The sequence below is a fragment of the Hamadaea flava genome (assembly GCF_024172085.1).
GTDB lineage: Bacteria > Actinomycetota > Actinomycetes > Mycobacteriales > Micromonosporaceae > Hamadaea > Hamadaea flava.
This window is the reverse complement of sequence record NZ_JAMZDZ010000001.1, coordinates 3,594,180-3,610,144: the sequence shown is the minus strand read 5'-3', so window position 1 is coordinate 3,610,144 and position 15,965 is coordinate 3,594,180. Positions and strand designations below refer to the sequence as shown.

The following is a 15,965-nucleotide window of genomic DNA, read 5'->3' as shown; positions in this document are numbered from 1 at the left end:
AAATCGGTCCATGATACTGGGAATCTGCTCCGCTCGGCTTGTCGCGATCGGACCCGACATGGTGGAATCGGCGCCGTGCCACGTGTGAGCCTGCGCGACGCGCGGATCCGGACGAAGCTGGCGGTCGTGCTGTTGGTCCCGGTACTCAGTACCGTGGGCCTGGCCGCGGCGCGACTGGTCGACAGCGGCCAGCGTGCGGCGGACGCTCGACTGTCCAATCATCTAACGACACTGTCTTCGCGGGTCACCGCGTTGAGCTACGCCCTGCACCACGAACGGATGGCGTTCGCGCGATTCGTCGCGGACAGCACGGCCGACGCGAACAGCCTGAGCGCTCCGATGGCGGAGACCGACGCGGAAGTCGGCTCCTATCGGGAGGCGCTGAAGGCGCTCGACGACCCGCCGAGCTCCCTCCAGGCGCCGCTGCACCGCATCGACACCCACCTGGACGGTCTGGCCGACATCCGCAAGGAAGCCCAGGCCCGCAAGGACACCACGGTGGCCCAGGTCGTGCTGCGGTATTCCGCCATCCTCGCCGACATGACCGGCTACATCACTGACGCCGCCGAGGAGATCGGCGTCGGCAGTGACCTGACCGGGAGCGCCCGCGCCGTCGCCGCGTTCGCCGCCGCCCAAGGCGCCGCGGCCGAACAGCAGGCGGTCGCGTTCGTGACGCTGACCCAGAGCAGTGCGATCAGCGAGGAACAACAGTCGACCTTCCTCGCCACGCTGACCACCCAACAGCAGGCCTTCCAGGACTTCCTCCGGCAGGCCAGCGCGGAGCAATGGGCCACCGCGCGGACGTTCGTCAGCGGTGACGCCATCGTGCTCGCCGATGCGGCGGCCGACGACGTGAGCCGCTCGCGTGGCGGCAGCAACCGCGGGATGGACGCCGCGATGGAGGCGTCCCGGGCCATCGGGGCTGAGGTCGACCTGATGCGCTACGCGCAGCAGCGACTCGAGTGGCAGCTCGGTGACGCGATCAACGCGCTGTCCGCCGAAGTGACCCGGCAGGCGATCATCGAGTCGTCACTGCTCATCGCGGCCCTGCTGCTCGCCATCCTGATGGCGGCGTACGTGGCCCGGATGATGGTGCGGTCGCTGGAACGGCTGCGTGGCGGCGCGCTCGTGGTGGCGCACCGCAGCCTCCCCGAGACGGTCGAGCGGCTGCGGGACGCCCGCGGCCTCGACGAACGCAGCGCCGATCAACTCGCTTCCGAAGTGCGCGACGAGATCCAGGTTCGCGGCAAGGACGAGATCGGGCAGGTGGCGCAGGCGTTCAACGTCGTCCACCGGGAAGCCGTCCGCATCGCGGCCGACCAGGCCGTCCTGCGCGGCACGGTGTCGGCGATGTTCCTGAGCCTGGCCCGCCGGTCGCAGACCCTGGTCGACCGGATGATCGCCGAACTGGACTCGATCGAGCAGCACGAGCAGGACCCCAAGCGGCTGGCCCGCATGTTCCGGCTGGACCACCTCGCGACCCGAATGCGCCGCAACGACGAGAACCTGCTGGTCCTCGCGGGCGCCGACGCGAGCCCGGCCCGCCGGGAGGACGCCGGCCTGGAAGACGTGCTCCGCGCCGCCCAGTCCGAGGTCGAGCTGTACGACCGGGTGGAGTTCAGCACGGTCGACGCCGACACGGCGATCGCCGCGCACGCGGTCAACGACGTCGTCCGGATGACGGCCGAGCTGATGGACAACGGCACGCGATTCTCTCCGCCGGGGACGGTCGTGGTCGCCGACGCCCGCCGCATCGGCGACTACGTCCTGATCCAGGTCGAGGACCGCGGTCTCGGCATGACCGACGAGCAGCTGCAGTCGGTGAACGAGCGGCTCGACCAGCCCGGATCGGTCGACGTCTCGTCGTTCCGGATGATGGGTCTGGGCGTCGTCAGCCGGCTGGCCCACCGCTACGGCATCAAGGCCGAGCTGCGCCGCAACGCCGACAGCGGGATCACCGCCGGTCTGGTGCTGCCCCGCAGCATCCTGGTGCTGCCGCGATCGGCGGACAACGCGCTGCGTCAGCGGCGTCACCTGGCCATCGAGGAGAGCGGCCGGCACGCAGCCCTGCCGTCGCCGCCGCGTGAGGCGCCGCCCGCCCCCCGGGAAGCGCCGCGTGAGCCAGTCGGTTTCCGGGAGCCGGAGCTGCCGACTCGCGTACCGGGACAGCGGATCTCCGGCGACCCGAACACCACGATGCCGATCTCGGTGTCGGCGGTCCCGGTGTCCGCTCCGACCGCGACGGCGACGCAGAGCCCGCCGATCGCGCCGATGGCGCCGATCGCGCCGCCGATGCGAGCTTCGGACGACACCGCCGAGCTGCCGATCTTCCGCCAGATGCAGGCGACCTGGTTCGGTTCCACCACCACGTCGCCGACTGTGTCGGAACCCTGGTCGCAGCAGCAGTCGCCGCAGCGGCCGGAACCGGCCCGGGTCACCGCCCGGGCGGCAGTACGGCAGGAGACGGCTCGATCCGACTGGCCCAGCGCCGGCGCGCCGCCCGCGCAGTTCCGGGCCACGCACGACGACCTGCCGCGGACGTCGGCGACCCGGCCGGAACCGTCCGGCCAGGACAGCTGGCAGAACGGGTCCAGCCAGGACAGTTGGCAGTCCCCGCCGACGGAGAGCTGGCAGACGACGGCCGACACCGGCTGGCGCGCTGCGGCCGCGGCTGCGGCACCAGACACCTCCACCACGACGAAGTCGGGACTGCCGATCCGTACGCCGCAGGCGAACCTCGTCCCCGGCAGCGTCGATCAACCGGCGCCCGCCCGGGTCAAGCGCACGCCCGAACAGGTGCAGGGCCTGCTGTCGGCGTACACCCGTGGGGTGCAGCGCGGGCGGGACGACCTGTCCAGTCCGCAGCAAAGCAGAGCACAGAATGAGGAACGTCGATGACCGGCCCGAAGATGCAGAACATCAGCTGGCTGCTGAACAACTTCAGTTACCAGGTGCCTGGCGTGGCGCACGTCGTGGCGGTCTCCGCCGACGGACTGCTGCTCGCCGCGACGCAGGATTTGCCCGAGGAGCGGGCTGACCAGCTCGCCGCGATCACGGCCGGGGTGATCAGCCTGACCGACGGCGCGTCCCGCGCGTTCGACGGTGGGCCGATCCGGCAGACCATCATCGAGATGGACGCAGGTTTCCTGTTCCTCATGTCGGTGAGCGACGGTTCGGCCCTGGCGGTGCTCGCGGCGCGAAGCTCCGACGTCGGCCAGGTCGGCTATGAGATGGCGTTGCTGGTGGACCGGGTGGGCGGCGCGCTCACTCCGGGCACCCGCGAGTTCGCCCGGCAGTCGTAGGGCTTGGCGAGGGTCGTGAGAGTGGGGGTGGCGAGTCGTGGCTCAGCCTGACGAGGAAGGCTTCCGCCGAGATCCGCGGGGCGCCCTGGTGCGTCCGTACGCCGTCACGCGCGGCCGGACGGAACCGCGGCAGGACATCGCGATCGAGTCGGTGCTCGTCACCACTCCCGCGGGGCGGCAAGAGGGCCGGTTCGCCGGCCAGCACAAGAACCGGATTTCGAGCTTGTGTGACGGCGCTCCCCGCTCGCTGGCCGAGGTGGCCGCGTTGCTTCAGATGCCGTTCGGTGTGGCCCGGGTGCTCGTCGCCGACATGGTCGCCGAGGGCTTGCTCGACCTGCACCAGATCGCTCGGGAACAGAGCGTCAACGATCGTTTGCACGTCTTGGAAAGGGTCTTAAGTGGACTACGCAGGCTTTGACACCACGGGGCCCTCGCAGCAGATCACGTCCGCGAAGATCGTCATCGCGGGTGGTTTCGGCGTAGGGAAGACCACTTTGGTCGGCACCGTCTCCGAGATCACCCCGCTGACGACCGAGGCCATCATGACCTCCGCCGGAGTCGGGATCGACGACGCCTCGAAGGTGCCCGGCAAGGAGTCCACCACGGTGGCCATGGACTTCGGCCGGATCACCATCGCGTCGGACCTGATCCTCTACCTCTTCGGTACGCCGGGGCAGACCCGGTTCTGGTTCATGTGGGACGAACTCATGCGGGGTGCGCTGGTCGCGGTGGTCCTGGTGGACACCCGCCGGCTGGCCGACTCCTTCGCGCCCATCGACTTCTTCGAGAGTCGCGGGCTGCCTTACATCGTCGCGCTCAACATCTTCGACGGCACCCGCCGGTACGGCGTCGACGAGATCGCGGAGGCGCTGGCGGTGCCCGCCCGGGTGCCGATCCTGGAATGCGACGCCCGGCACCGTGAGTCCACCAAGCAGGTGCTCATCAAGTCGGTCGAACACGCGATCCAGATGATCCAGGACGAGAACCCCCAGCTCAGCATGCCCGTACGGTGAGGCTTCGATGATTCTGAACGACCGGACCATCCTGCTCACCGGCGGGTCCAACGGCATCGGGCGCGCGCTGGCGCTGCGCTTCGCCGAGCTGGGAAACACCGTCATCGCCCTCGGGCGGGACGAGACCCGGCTGGCCGAGGTCAGCGCGCTCTCTCCGCGCATCCACGCGCGACAGTGCGATCTGGAGGACGCCGCGCAGCGGGTGGAGCTCGCGGAGTGGGTCGTGAAGGAGCACCCCGACCTCGACGTGATCTTCAACAACGCGGCGGTGCAATACCGCTTCGACGTCACGCAGCCGATCGACCTGGTCAAGGCGCAGCAGCAGCTGGAGATCAACCTCCTCGCGCCGCTGCACCTGGCTTCGCTGCTCGTCGACCACCTCGCCACCCGCCCGAAGCCGGCGATCGTGAACACGACGTCGGCGCTGGCGTTCACGCCGCTCGTCGAGATCGGCGTCTACAGCGCGACCAAGGCCGCGCTGCACTCGCTGTCCATCTCGATGCGTTACCAGCTGCGGGATCGGGGCATCGACGTCATCGAGGTGTTGCCACCCAAGGTGGACACCACGATCGGGGCGGAGCTGCGCGACGATCCGAACTCGACACAAGGCGGCATGCCGGTGCCGGAGTTGGTCCGCCAGGCAGTCGCGGGTCTCGAAAGCGGCGAGCAGGAGATCCTGATCGGACTCTCCGCGCAGGCCAAGGTCGACCCCGAGGCGATCTTCCATCGGCTCAACAACGAGAACACCCACTGACTCTCCCTGCAGATCAGGGATACGCATCCTTCCGGTCGCCCCGGACGCATGCGTATCCCTGATCTGCGGGTAGAGGTCAGCGCACCTGGAGGTCGACGATCCGCAACAGCTCCGTGTAGCGGTAAGTCCGCGTGGCGCCATGCGGCAGCGCGGTGACCGCGGCCCGTACTGTGCGGTCGTCCAACCAGGCGAGCCCTCGCAGCTCCGCTGTCCCCGGTTCCATCAGTCCGACTGGATCCGGTGTGGAGTACAACGCCGAATCACTGACCAACGCGCCCGTGGCGGTGTCGAATACGGCTAGGCGTACGTCCTTGGCGCTACGCTGTCCATAGGCGACAGCCAACGAGGTCCCATCCGGACTGAACCGCATGTCACCGACCCCGCAATCCCGAGGGTTCCCTCGCAACGTGAGCTGACGATGCGTGCCCGATGTCAGGGATCCGATCTGAATCGTCGGGCACGGTCCCATCGGGCGTACGACTGCGATCGCCTGTCCCACCAGGGAAACCGCGCCGATCCGGGTCTGCGCGTCGTCGACGTTCCCACCCGCGATCGCACTCGCCGAGACCAGTCGCTCCTCTTGCCCGGTCGCGATGGTCCGCCGGAACACCCCATGCTTGCGCCACAGGATCGCGGTGTCCTCGTCGGCCGCCAGCAGGCTGACGTACTCACCCTGGACGCGGATGTTCCGCTTGCTCGAGGTGGTCCCGTCCGGGCGTACCACGACGAGCCGGATCTCCAAACCGCTCACGTTTGGCCCGTCGGTGCGGGCGACGCCCGGCTGCAGATTCTGGATGCCCAGCATGACCAAACCGCCGTCGGGCTTGGCGAGAAGATCCACGACACCGGCGTTGAACGTGGGTGTCCTCAACGCGCGCACCTTCCCGGTCGGCAACAGCTCGGTCGGCCCGGTCGGCCCGTCGATCCCGGCCTGGCTGCCATCACTGTGCGTCACGCTGCCGCCGCTGCCGTTGAGGAGCAACCGCTGCGCCGCGCTGGTCCAGATCCGCGGGGACGGACTGCTCGTGGGTGTTGGCGCGGCAGTGGTGGCAGACGTCTCGGGCTGCGGCCCGGTCCGCCCGTCCGCTCTCTTCACCACCAGGGGTACGCCCAACGCACTGCCCAGGACAGCGAAAGCCGCGAGGGAGCTGACCGCGACGGTCCGGCGACGGCGCGCCTGCCGACCGCGAGCGGTGATCTCGGCCAATGTCGCGTACCCGCCGGGGGCGTGCTCGGCGACGGCGCGGACGGCCCCGTCGAGGTCTTCGGGAATGGCGTTCACGGGTGCACCTCTTCGGTCAGTTCGGCCCGCAGGGCGGCCAGGCCCCGGGCGAGCCGGCTCTTCACGGTGCCCTCGGGCAGGCCGAGGACGGCGGCGGTCTCCGCGGTCGACAGATCCAGCAGAACGCGGCAGACGATCACGGTCCGGTACGCCAACGACAGCCGCGCCAGCGCGACCTGGGCGGCGATGACCCCGGCTGCGGACGGCCCGGCGTCGGCGACCGCTTCCGCTGGGATGAACCGTTCGCGGCGGAGTTTCCGCCACCTGGAGGTGGCCCAGTTCAGCCCGACGCGGAAGACCCATCCGCCCGGGTTGTCCAGCGCGCCCACCTTCCTCCAGCGTGCGTACGCCCTGGTCATGCCCTCGTCGGCGGCCTCGCGGGCCAGCTGGGGGTCGGCCAGGGCGACTGCCAGCGACCGGTAGACCCGGTCGGCCTGGGCTCGGTAGAAGTTCTCGAAGGAGACTGCGTCGAGGGCCTCGGCCACGCGGTACTCCGTTCGGACGGCGATGCTTCTCACGGCTGTACACGCTGGTGCCCTGCCCGCGGTTCCCGCCCGGGGTGGAGTGTGCACGTTCATGCATGCTCAAAGGAAGATGCACGAACGTGCGTATCGGCTATGATATGCATGAACGTGCACACTGGCGAGGGAGGTCGAAGTGCGCGTGACAACCACCGGCGACCTGGGCCGCTATGTCCGTGAGCGTCGGCATGAGCTGCACAAGACTCAGCGCCAACTCGCCGACGAGGCGAACGTCAGTCTGCGCTGGCTGGCGAACCTGGAGGCGGGCAAGGCGAGCGCCGAAATCGGCATGATCATGCGGACACTGCATGCGCTCGGACTGGCGATGGCAGTCCGCCCGGTGAAGCCTGCTCCAGATGAGGTCGATCTGGACGCTCTTCTCGATTCTTTGAAGGAGTAGTCGTGGTCAGCGAACTCGTAGTCGTGATGCGCGGCCGGCGAGTGGGCGAGCTCAAGCAGGACGACCGCGGCCGGCTCGCGCTGCGCTACGACAGCGAATGGCGTGCGGCGGAGGACTCGACTCCGTTATCGCTGTCGATGCCACTGTCGGAGGCCGAGCACGAAGATCAGGTGGTGCGGGCGTTCCTTTGGGGATTGCTACCGGACAACGAGGCGGTCCTGGAGCGGTGGGCACAGGTATACCAGGTTTCCGCTCGGAACCCGTTCGCCCTGCTCCGGCATGTCGGCGAGGACTGTGCCGGAGCTGCGCAGTTCGTCACGCCGGAGCGAATCGAGGCGATCATGGCCGGGGACGGCGGTGTCGAGTGGATCGACGTTCAGGAGATCGCCGCCCGTGTCCGTACGCTCAGAAGTGATCCCGCCGCCTGGAATCTCTCGCGGTCGGGACAGTTCAGTCTCGCCGGCGCCCAGGCGAAGACCGCCCTGCACTACGACGAGGCGGCCGATCGTTGGGGCGATCCCTGGGGTGTCGTGCCGACCACGCACATCGTGAAGCCCGCGATCTCCGGGTTCGACGAGCATGACCTCAACGAACATCTCTGTCTGGAGGCGGCCCGAGGGCTCGGCATCGTCGCGGCCCGTTCGCGGGTGGTGGCGTTCGGGGCAGAGCGCGTCATCGTCGTCGAGCGTTACGACCGCCAGAGGTCCGCGGTCGGCGCCTGGTTGCGAGTCCACCAGGAGGATGTCTGTCAGGCCTTGGGTCGACCGCCGACCGCCAAGTATCAGAACGAGGGCGGCCCCGGCCCGGAGGATGTGATCGGGCTGTTGCGTCGGGCGGTACTGACGCCGCGGGGCGCGGATGCGGACGTTCAGCGCTTCGTCGACGCGCTTGTCTTCAACTGGCTCATCGGGGGAACCGACGCACATGCCAAGAACTACTCGATCCTGCTAGGCGGGGCCGGCGCGCGATTGGCTCCCCTCTATGACGTGGCCAGCGCGTTGCCCTATGACGACATGTACATGCCCCGCCTTCGCATGGCGATGCGGATCGGGGGCGACTACCGGCTCGACGGAATCACCGGTACACGATGGCGACGTCTGGCAGTTGAGGCCGGTCTGGACCCGGCCGGCACGGTCGACCGTGCGAGGGCGTATGCCCAGGAGTTGCCGGATGTCATCAGCCGGATCGCGAAGGGGCACGAGATCGCAGGGTTGGCAAGCGGCCTGCCCGGTCGGCTCGCCGAGCGGATGACCGCGCGAGCCACCTTGTGCGAGCGCTTGCTCGACCGTTGATCAGCAGGTCAGGCGGCTTAGGTTGACCGTCGCATACTCGGTATGCATACTCAGTAGTCATGTCCATCAGACACGGGTTGCTCGCGTTACTGGAACGCGGGCAGATGTATGGCTACCAGCTCCGGTCCGCCTTCGAGGCGGAGACCGGCGCGACCTGGCCGCTGAACATCGGGCAGGTCTACACCACGTTGACCCGCCTGGAGCGGGACGGTCTGGTGCGGGCGCTGCCGGAGCACGACGGGGGGCAGCGGCCGTACGAGATCACCCCGGAGGGCCGGACCGAGTTGGCGCTGTGGTTCGCCACGCCGATCGCGCACGCCGACCGGCCACGGGACGAGCTGGCGATCAAGCTGGCGCTGGCGTTGACCACGCCGGGGGTCGATGTCCAGACGGTCGTGCAGACCCAGCGCAGCGCCACCATGCGGACGTTGCAGCAGTACACCCGGCTCAAGCAGAGCGACGGCGAGCTGCCGTGGCGGCTGGTGCTCGATTCACTGATCTTCCAGGCCGAGGCGGAGCTGCGGTGGCTCGACCATTGTGAGTCGTCGCTGGTCCGGTTCGTCCCCACGGCGACGCCGGTCGCCGCCGAGCAGGCTACGGGGGAGACCGTCCATGAGCGTGCTTGAGCTGCGGGACGTGCATCGGATGCACGGCCAGGGCGCGACCGAGGTACACGCCCTGCGCGGGGTCAGCCTCGCGGTCGCACCGGGGGAGCTCGTGGCCGTCATGGGCCCGTCCGGCTCCGGGAAGTCGACCCTGCTCAACCTGGCCGGCGGGCTCGACTCGCCCACCACGGGCTCGGTCGTCATCGAGGGCGTCGATCTCGGCACGCTCAACCGGTCCGGGCTCGCCGGGCTGCGACGGCGTCGCCTCGGTTACGTCTTTCAGGATCTCAACCTGCTCGCGAGCCTCACGGCCGCGGAGAACATCGCGCTCCCGCTCGAACTCGACGGCGTCGCGCCACGCAAGGCCCGTCCGCTGGCTGAGGCCGCGCTGACCGAGGTCGGTCTGGAGGGGTACGCCGAACGCTTCCCCGACGAGATGTCGGGTGGTCAGCAGCAGCGCGTGGCGATCGCTCGCGCCCTGGTGGGGCAGCGGCGGCTGATGCTGGCCGACGAGCCGACCGGCGCGCTGGACTCGCAGACCGGTGAGGCGGTGCTGCGCCTGCTGCGGTCCAAGGTGGATTCTGGGGCGGCGGCGGTGCTGGTGACCCACGAGGCCCGCCACGCGGCCTGGGCCGACCGGGTGGTGTTCCTCCGGGACGGGGTCGTCGTGGACACCTCCGTGGGCGCCGCCGACGCGGCCGCGCTGCTGGAGACGGCCGGATGACGACTTGGTGGAAGTCGTGGCGGGTCTCCCTGCGGCTCGCCCGGCGGGAAGCCCGGCGGCACAAGGGACGCTCGGCGATGGTGGCGGCCCTGATCGGCGCGCCGGTGGTGGCGCTGGCCTTCGTCGCCGTCACCTACAAGACGTTCGACCTGACCCCCGACGAGCAGGCGACCCGGCAGATGGGCCGCGCCGACGCCGTCGTGAACTGGTCCAGTGACGCCCCGATTCAACAGTTCGGCGACGCCAACGCCGTATCGCAGCAACCGCCGAGCGGGCCGGCCAAACCGAAGAACGACCAGACCCTGCTGTCGATGCTGCCGTCGGGGAGCAAGGTCTCGTTCCTCGACAACAGCGGTTCGCAGCTGCGGATGCGTACGCCGAGTGGCATCGCGGGCCTGCAGGCGCGGTATGTCGACCTCGCCGATCCGCTGAGCGAGGGGATGGTGACCCTCCTCTCCGGACGCGGTCCGGCCAAGGACGGCGAGGTGGCGTTGTCGCCGCAGGCGGCCGACCGGTTGGGCGCGAGCGTCGGCGGCAGTGTGCGTACGCTCGACGGTGATCGCACGCTCAGCGTCGTCGGCCTCGTCGAGTTCCCGGACGACCTGCGCGAGATGATCCTGTTCCACCCGAGCGCGCTCACCCGCAACGACGAACGCGGCGGAACGTGGCTGATCGAGATCCCCGGCGGGGTGACGACAGACCTCGTGAAGCAGCTCAACCAGGTCGGCGTCTGGGTGGACCCGCGCGTCGAGCTGTCCGGTACGCCGATGGAACAGGCCCCGGGCGGCGGAACCGAGGAACTGGCGCTGGGCACCGTCGTCGTGGGGTTGATCGTCTTCGAGGTCATCCTCCTGTGTGCTCCGGCCTTCGCCGTCGGCGCCCGACGCCGACGCCGGGAACTCGCCCTCGTCGCCGCCAACGGCGGTACGCCGAAACAGCTGCGCCGGATCATGCTGGCCGACGGAGTCGTGCTCGGCGTCGTCGGAGCCGTCCCCGGCCTGCTGCTCGGCGTACTGCTGGCGGCGTTGGGCCGGCCGTTCCTGGAGGAGTATCTCGGGGCGCGCGGCGGAGCTTTCCGCGTATTCCCGTCGGCCTTGGCTGTGGGACTCGTCCTAGCCGTGGTCACCGGGCTGCTCGCGGCACTGGTGCCCGCCGTTACGACCGCTCGCCAGGACGTCGTCACCGCGCTGTCCGGGCGGCGGGGTATCACCCGGTCCCGGCGCCGCTGGATCATCGTCGGTCTGGCGATGATGGCGGCCGGGGTCGCGGCGAGCGGCGGCGCGACCCTGCTCGCCGACTCGCAGCTGCTGCTGGCCGGTCTCGTACTCGCCCAGCTCGGCTTCGTGGTGGTCACCCCGGCCCTGGTCGGGTTGCTCGGCCGGCTCGGCCGGGCGTTGCCGCTGGCGCCGCGGATCGCGATGCGGGACGCGTCTCGCAACCGGGCCGCGGCCGCCCCAGCCATCTCCGCGGTCATGGCGGTGGTGACCGGCAGCGTGATGCTGGGCATCTACATGAACGCCGAAACCGTGCGCAGCGAGGCGTACGCGCGGCCGATGCTGCCCGACGGGTACGCCACCATCCGGCTCATGGACCTGAATCCGACCGGCGGGACCAAGTCGATGGACGCGGCTACGACGGCCCGGCTCGACGGGCGGATCCGCGAGATCCTGCCGGTACGCGAGACGGCCGTGGTGAACGGGCTGTCCTGCGCGGTGGCCGACGCCGACAAGTACTGCGCGCTGGATCTTGTCCTGCCCGACCGGGAGAAGTGCCCGTTCGAGAACGCGCCCACCAATCCGAAGGAACAGGCGCAGGCGCGAGCCGACCAGCGCTGTCACGAAGACCTGATGTTGGGCTCCGCCTTCGGCGTGGTCGTCGACGACGGGTCCCACCTGCCGCTGGTCACCGGCGCGACCGCGGACGACCTGGCCCAGGCGACGGCGGCGCTGCGCTCCGGGGCGGTCGTGGTGACCGACCCGCGCTACGTCGTCGACGGCAAGGTCCAGGTCGCCCCGGTCATCTCGGACAGCAAGGGCGACCAACGCGGTACGCCGGTCGAGGTGCCCGCGTACGTGCTGCGGTCGGGAGTGCACGGGTTCGACCTCGTGATCGGCGTGGACTCCCTGGCGAAGCTGGGACTCGGTACGCAGCCCGCCTACCTGGTCGCCGCGACGACCCGGATGCCGACCTCGGCCGAGGAGGAGAAGCTCAACTCCGCGCTGCTGGAGTTCAGCCAGCTCGCGTACGCGACGGTGCAGCGGACCGGGCACGACCGGCTCGACATCCTCCTCATCGTGCTCGCCCTGGCCTCGGCTCTGGTGACGCTGGCCGCGGCGGCCATCGCCACCGGACTGGCGGCCGCCGACGGGCGAGCCGACCTGGCCACGCTCGGTGCGATCGGAGCGTCGCCGCGCGTACGCCGGTTCATGTCGCTCAGCCAGTCGGGGGTGATCGCCGGCGTCGGCACGGTTCTCGGGCTGGCCGTGGGCATCGGCGGGGCGTTGGCGCTGATCGCCGGGGTCAACCGCAGTCAGAGCCTGCGGGTCTGGCCGATTCCGCTGGACCTGCCGATGGTGGTGCCCTGGGTGCAACTCGGGATCGCCGTGCTGGTTCCGGTGGTCGCGATGGTCGGGGCGGGACTGCTCACCCGGTCGCGACTGCCGATCGAACGCCGCTGACCACCGCTGAGCATCGCTGATCGGCTACCGACCCGCCGCTGACCGCCGGTTTGACGCCGGACGCGGCGGGTCGGGCCGGACGAGGCGGTCACGCGGGCGAAGCGGATCAGGCTGGGCGTCCGGGGAACGACACCGTGCCGGGTGTCGTCCCGGCCGCCCGTCGCCAGGCGGCCGCCCGATTCGCGGCGTCGATCATGGCGTCGAGCACGATCTTCCGATTGCCGCCCGAGGTCGCGGCCAACGCCGCCCGGTACGCCGTCGTCACGCCGTCCTCGACGAGTGCGGCCAACGCCAGGGCGCTCGCCTTGTCCTTGACCGGCTGCGGCAGGGCGTACCCGGCGGCGCCGGTGGGCGCGGCGTCCCCGAGCAGGGCTTCGATCTTGTCCCGCCGAGTACGGTGCGTCTCCTCGGCGGTCCGGGCAGAGGTCCGGAGACTGCCGCTCAGATATGGCCCGAGCACGCCGTACGCGTACACGGCCTGGTGTTCCAGGTCGAGCGCGGTGGCCAGGCGGGCCGTCCCGTCGGCGCTGAGCGGCGCCTCGGACGCCGACGGCGCAGCCGAAGGACTCGTCATGAGAGCACCGCCAAGTGGGTCGCGCGGGCGGCCGCGATCTCGCCGAGCAACGTCGCGCGCGCTGGAATGGTGGCCACGCAGGCGTCGTACGCGGTCTTCGCCGCCGTGGCCTCCGCCTTCTTCAGGTCGGCTACCGAGTCGGCGGCGGTCGCCGCCGAGGGCGTCGCGGTCGGGCTGGGCGGACTGATCATCGCGGTCAACGCGGTGAGATGAGCCTCGTGCGTCGCCCGGATCGTTTGAAGCTTCGCCGCGTTCGCCGAACCCGCCGCGATCACCTGGTCGTACGCGGTCAGCAAGGCCTGGGTCTCGGCGAGCAGCCCGAGCAGGGGGTCAGGGTCGGGTTCTGGCCCGGCCAGCAGGTCGCACCCCGCCAGCGCACCGGCCGCGCCGACCGCCGCCAGGGCTCTGAGCAGGTCACGACGGCTCGTCCCGCTAGCCCCGTCCGGTGTGCGCATCTGGACAAGTGAACACGATCAGATCGAGCACGCCAAGCGCGACCGGCAGGCTGGGCGCGCCGATTCACGCTCGGTAGTCGGAGCGCGTTACGCTCTGCGCAGCCGTGTTCCGCGCGCGCCGTACCGGCCGACTGACGATCATCGATCAGTCGGCACCAGATCTTCAGGAGAGGGGTCCGCTCATGGCACAGCGTAGCCGCCGGAGCGCGCCCCCGAGCGTCCCGGCTGCCCCGCGTCGTTCGCCGGCTCAGTTGGCCGAGGTTCGTGACCGCGTACGCGATCTGATCGAGCCGGTGCTGAACAAGGCCGGCTACGACCTCGAAGATCTGGGCGTACGCCAGGTGGGCCGGCGTCATCAGCTCCGGGTCACGGTGGACGGCGACGGCGGAGTGAATTTGGACACCATCGCGGATCTGTCGCGGGCGGTGGCCGACGCGCTGGACGCCGCGGAGGAGTCCGGCGAGGAGATCGTCCCCGGCGAGTACCAGCTGGAGGTCAGTTCGCCCGGCGTCGACCGGCCGCTGACCCTGCCGAGGCACTGGCGCCGGGCGGTGGGCCGGCTCGTGGCGGTGAAGATCCACGGCGATCCCACGGCGAAGGATTCCGCGCATAAGACTGATAAGCAGGTGACCGGCCGGGTCTTGGCGGCGGACGAGACGAGCGTCACGCTGGAGCTCGCCGAGAAGAAGTCGGTGACCACCCAGGCGTACGCACTCGACCGGCTCGGGCCGGGGCGGGTGCAGATCGAGTTCAACCGGCTTGACGAGATCTCCGACGACGACTTGGAAGAGATCGCTGACAGTGACGACGGGGTTGACGAAGAAGTAGACGAAGAAGACGTGGAGGAGCAGTGAACATCGATTTGGCCGCGCTTCGCGCGCTGGAGCGAGAGCGGGAGATCCCGTTCGAGACGATTCTGGCCGCGATCGAGTCGGCGCTGCTCACCGCCTACCGGCACACCGAGGGCGCGGAGGCGCACGCCCGGGTGGAGATCGACCGCAAGACCGGGGCCGCCACCGTGCTGGCCCAGGAGGTCGACGAGGAGGGCGCGATCCTGCGGGAGTGGGACGACACCCCGCACGACTTCGGGCGCATCGCGACCATGACCGCCAAGCAGGTCATCCTGCAGCGGTTGCGCGAAGCCACCGACGAGGTGCACTTCGGCGAGTACGTGAACCGCGACGGCGACCTGGTCACCGGCGTGATCCAGGCTCACGAGACCCGGTCCGAGAAGGGCATCGTCACCGTCGACCTGGGCAAGCTGGAGGCGGTGCTGCCGCAGTCCGAGCAGGTGCCCGGCGAGGTGTACCGGCACGGCGAGCGGATCCGCTGCGTGGTCGTGCACGTGGTCAAGGGTCCGCGCGGTCCGCAGGTCACCCTGTCCCGGTCGCACCCGGCGCTGGTCAAGAAGCTGTTCGCGCTGGAGGTGCCGGAGATCGCCGACGGGACGGTGGAGATCTCCGCCATCGCCCGCGAGGCGGGTCATCGCACCAAGATCGCCGTACGCTCGACCGTCCCCGGGGTCAACGCCAAGGGCGCCTGCATCGGCCCGATGGGCCAGCGGGTCCGCGCGGTGATGAGCGAGCTGCACGGCGAGAAGATCGACATCATCGACTGGTCGGACGACCCGGCCGAGTTCGTGGGGAACGCGCTCTCGCCGGCCCGGGTGGTGAAGGTCGAGGTCGTGGACCTCGCGGCGCGGGCTGCGCGGGTGACGGTGCCTGGCGAGGTGCTGTCGCTGGCGATCGGGCGGGAAGGGCAGAACGCCCGGCTGGCCGCCCGGCTCACCGGCTGGCGGATCGACATCCGCTCGGACACTCCGGAGACGGGTACGGCGCGCCCGCCGCGCGGTCTGGATCACGAAGCCGAACCGGCCTGAGCCTTCGGCCGGGCCTAGGGGTAGACTTTCTCGGTGGAACGTCGCACGGTGTCGGGCGACGCGGGTTCAGCGCGTGATACAGCACGTGGAGCAGGGCGCGGTACATCGCGTCCGGTGCGGACCTGCGTCGGCTGTCGGCAACGAGCGGCGGCCTCCGAGTTGCTGCGGTTCGTCGCGATCGCGATCGACTCTGACTTGCCAAGATCCCCCGACATCGGGGGATCGCGCGCGGTCCGGGTCGTGCCCGATCCGACTCGCAGGGCGCCGGGTAGGGGAGCTCATCTGCACCCCATCCCGGCATGTCTCGCTCTGGCGGAGAAGCGTCGCGCCTTCGGGCGCGCGTTGAGAGTCGCGGGTGTCTGCGACATCACCCCGCTCAGCGAGGCGATCCACGGCGGGAAGGCCCGCCTGACCGGATCATGAGGCACCCTCCGGGGCACCGCGCCTGCGGATGGATGTAGAGCAAGGTAGGACGACCGACATGAG

17 protein-coding genes are annotated in these 15,965 nt (G+C 69.9%); 13 read left to right on the top strand and 4 right to left on the bottom strand.

The window, feature by feature from the left end:
• Positions 1-75: 75 nt before the first annotated feature.
• The 5 genes from HDA40_RS42135 to HDA40_RS16820 are packed head-to-tail and all read left to right on the top strand — an operon-like array spanning position 76 to position 5,069.
• A complete protein-coding gene (locus HDA40_RS42135; RefSeq protein WP_253756880.1) occupies positions 76-2,898 on the top strand; it encodes a sensor histidine kinase in 2,823 nt (940 codons plus the stop codon).
• An 11-nt stretch (positions 2,899-2,909) separates the two neighbouring features.
• Positions 2,910-3,302 (top strand): roadblock/LC7 domain-containing protein, encoded by a 393-nt coding sequence (locus tag HDA40_RS16835; protein WP_253763656.1) that lies wholly within the window; start codon positions 2,910-2,912, stop codon positions 3,300-3,302.
• 37 nt (positions 3,303-3,339) lie between these two features.
• A complete protein-coding gene (locus HDA40_RS16830) occupies positions 3,340-3,720 on the top strand; it encodes a DUF742 domain-containing protein (protein ID WP_253756877.1) in 381 nt (126 codons plus the stop codon).
• Complete coding sequence (locus HDA40_RS16825; RefSeq protein ID WP_253756875.1) at positions 3,701-4,315, top strand: GTP-binding protein; 615 nt, start codon at positions 3,701-3,703, stop codon at positions 4,313-4,315. Before HDA40_RS16830 ends, HDA40_RS16825 begins: the two co-directional genes overlap by 20 nt.
• Before the next feature lie 7 nt (positions 4,316-4,322).
• Positions 4,323-5,069 (top strand): SDR family oxidoreductase, encoded by a 747-nt coding sequence (locus HDA40_RS16820; RefSeq protein ID WP_253756873.1) that lies wholly within the window; start codon positions 4,323-4,325, stop codon positions 5,067-5,069.
• A gap of 76 nt (positions 5,070-5,145) precedes the next feature.
• Here the strand turns inward: HDA40_RS16820 and HDA40_RS16815 are convergent, their stop codons facing one another.
• Both HDA40_RS16815 and HDA40_RS16810 read right to left on the bottom strand, forming a co-directional pair.
• Positions 5,146-6,351 (bottom strand): hypothetical protein, encoded by a 1,206-nt coding sequence (locus tag HDA40_RS16815; protein ID WP_253756871.1) that lies wholly within the window; start codon positions 6,349-6,351, stop codon positions 5,146-5,148.
• Positions 6,348-6,869 (bottom strand): RNA polymerase sigma factor, encoded by a 522-nt coding sequence (locus HDA40_RS16810; RefSeq protein ID WP_253756868.1) that lies wholly within the window; start codon positions 6,867-6,869, stop codon positions 6,348-6,350. Before HDA40_RS16810 ends, HDA40_RS16815 begins: the two co-directional genes overlap by 4 nt.
• 139 nt (positions 6,870-7,008) lie before the next feature.
• Here HDA40_RS16810 and HDA40_RS16805 point away from each other — a divergent pair, with 139 nt between their 5' ends.
• The 5 genes from HDA40_RS16805 to HDA40_RS16785 are packed head-to-tail and all read left to right on the top strand — an operon-like array spanning position 7,009 to position 12,571.
• Positions 7,009-7,272 (top strand): helix-turn-helix domain-containing protein, encoded by a 264-nt coding sequence (locus HDA40_RS16805; RefSeq protein WP_253756865.1) that lies wholly within the window; start codon positions 7,009-7,011, stop codon positions 7,270-7,272.
• Between the two features lie 2 nt (positions 7,273-7,274).
• Positions 7,275-8,564, top strand: a complete 1,290-nt coding sequence (locus HDA40_RS16800) for a type II toxin-antitoxin system HipA family toxin (RefSeq protein WP_253756864.1) — start codon at positions 7,275-7,277, stop codon at positions 8,562-8,564.
• A gap of 59 nt (positions 8,565-8,623) precedes the next feature.
• Positions 8,624-9,190, top strand: coding sequence for a PadR family transcriptional regulator (locus HDA40_RS16795; protein WP_253756862.1), 567 nt, complete (start codon positions 8,624-8,626; stop codon positions 9,188-9,190).
• The gene (locus HDA40_RS16790; protein ID WP_253756860.1) at positions 9,177-9,893 is read left to right on the top strand and encodes an ABC transporter ATP-binding protein; all 717 of its coding nucleotides are present in this window, start codon (positions 9,177-9,179) and stop codon (positions 9,891-9,893) included. Before HDA40_RS16795 ends, HDA40_RS16790 begins: the two co-directional genes overlap by 14 nt.
• The gene (locus HDA40_RS16785; protein WP_253756857.1) at positions 9,890-12,571 is read left to right on the top strand and encodes an FtsX-like permease family protein; all 2,682 of its coding nucleotides are present in this window, start codon (positions 9,890-9,892) and stop codon (positions 12,569-12,571) included. The genes HDA40_RS16790 and HDA40_RS16785 overlap by 4 nt, the downstream gene beginning before the upstream one ends.
• Before the next feature lie 106 nt (positions 12,572-12,677).
• Here HDA40_RS16785 and HDA40_RS16780 read toward each other — a convergent pair whose 3' ends face one another.
• A complete protein-coding gene (locus HDA40_RS16780; RefSeq protein ID WP_253756855.1) occupies positions 12,678-13,145 on the bottom strand; it encodes a ferritin-like domain-containing protein in 468 nt (155 codons plus the stop codon).
• Positions 13,142-13,600, bottom strand: a complete 459-nt coding sequence (locus tag HDA40_RS16775) for a twin-arginine translocation signal domain-containing protein (RefSeq protein ID WP_253756853.1) — start codon at positions 13,598-13,600, stop codon at positions 13,142-13,144. The genes HDA40_RS16780 and HDA40_RS16775 overlap by 4 nt, the downstream gene beginning before the upstream one ends.
• 182 nt (positions 13,601-13,782) lie before the next feature.
• Here HDA40_RS16775 and rimP point away from each other — a divergent pair, with 182 nt between their 5' ends.
• The 3 genes from rimP to HDA40_RS16760 are packed head-to-tail and all read left to right on the top strand — an operon-like array spanning position 13,783 to position 15,902.
• On the top strand, positions 13,783-14,454 hold the full coding sequence (gene rimP / locus HDA40_RS16770; RefSeq protein WP_253756850.1) for a ribosome maturation factor RimP: 672 nt from the start codon (positions 13,783-13,785) through the stop codon (positions 14,452-14,454).
• Positions 14,451-15,479 carry a transcription termination factor NusA gene (gene nusA / locus HDA40_RS16765; protein ID WP_253756848.1) on the top strand — a complete coding sequence of 343 codons (1,029 nt, stop codon included), beginning with the start codon at positions 14,451-14,453 and terminating at the stop codon, positions 15,477-15,479. The genes rimP and nusA overlap by 4 nt, the downstream gene beginning before the upstream one ends.
• Before the next feature lie 33 nt (positions 15,480-15,512).
• On the top strand, positions 15,513-15,902 hold the full coding sequence (locus tag HDA40_RS16760; RefSeq protein ID WP_372502881.1) for a YlxR family protein: 390 nt from the start codon (positions 15,513-15,515) through the stop codon (positions 15,900-15,902).
• The last annotated feature ends 63 nt before the right edge of the window (positions 15,903-15,965 follow it).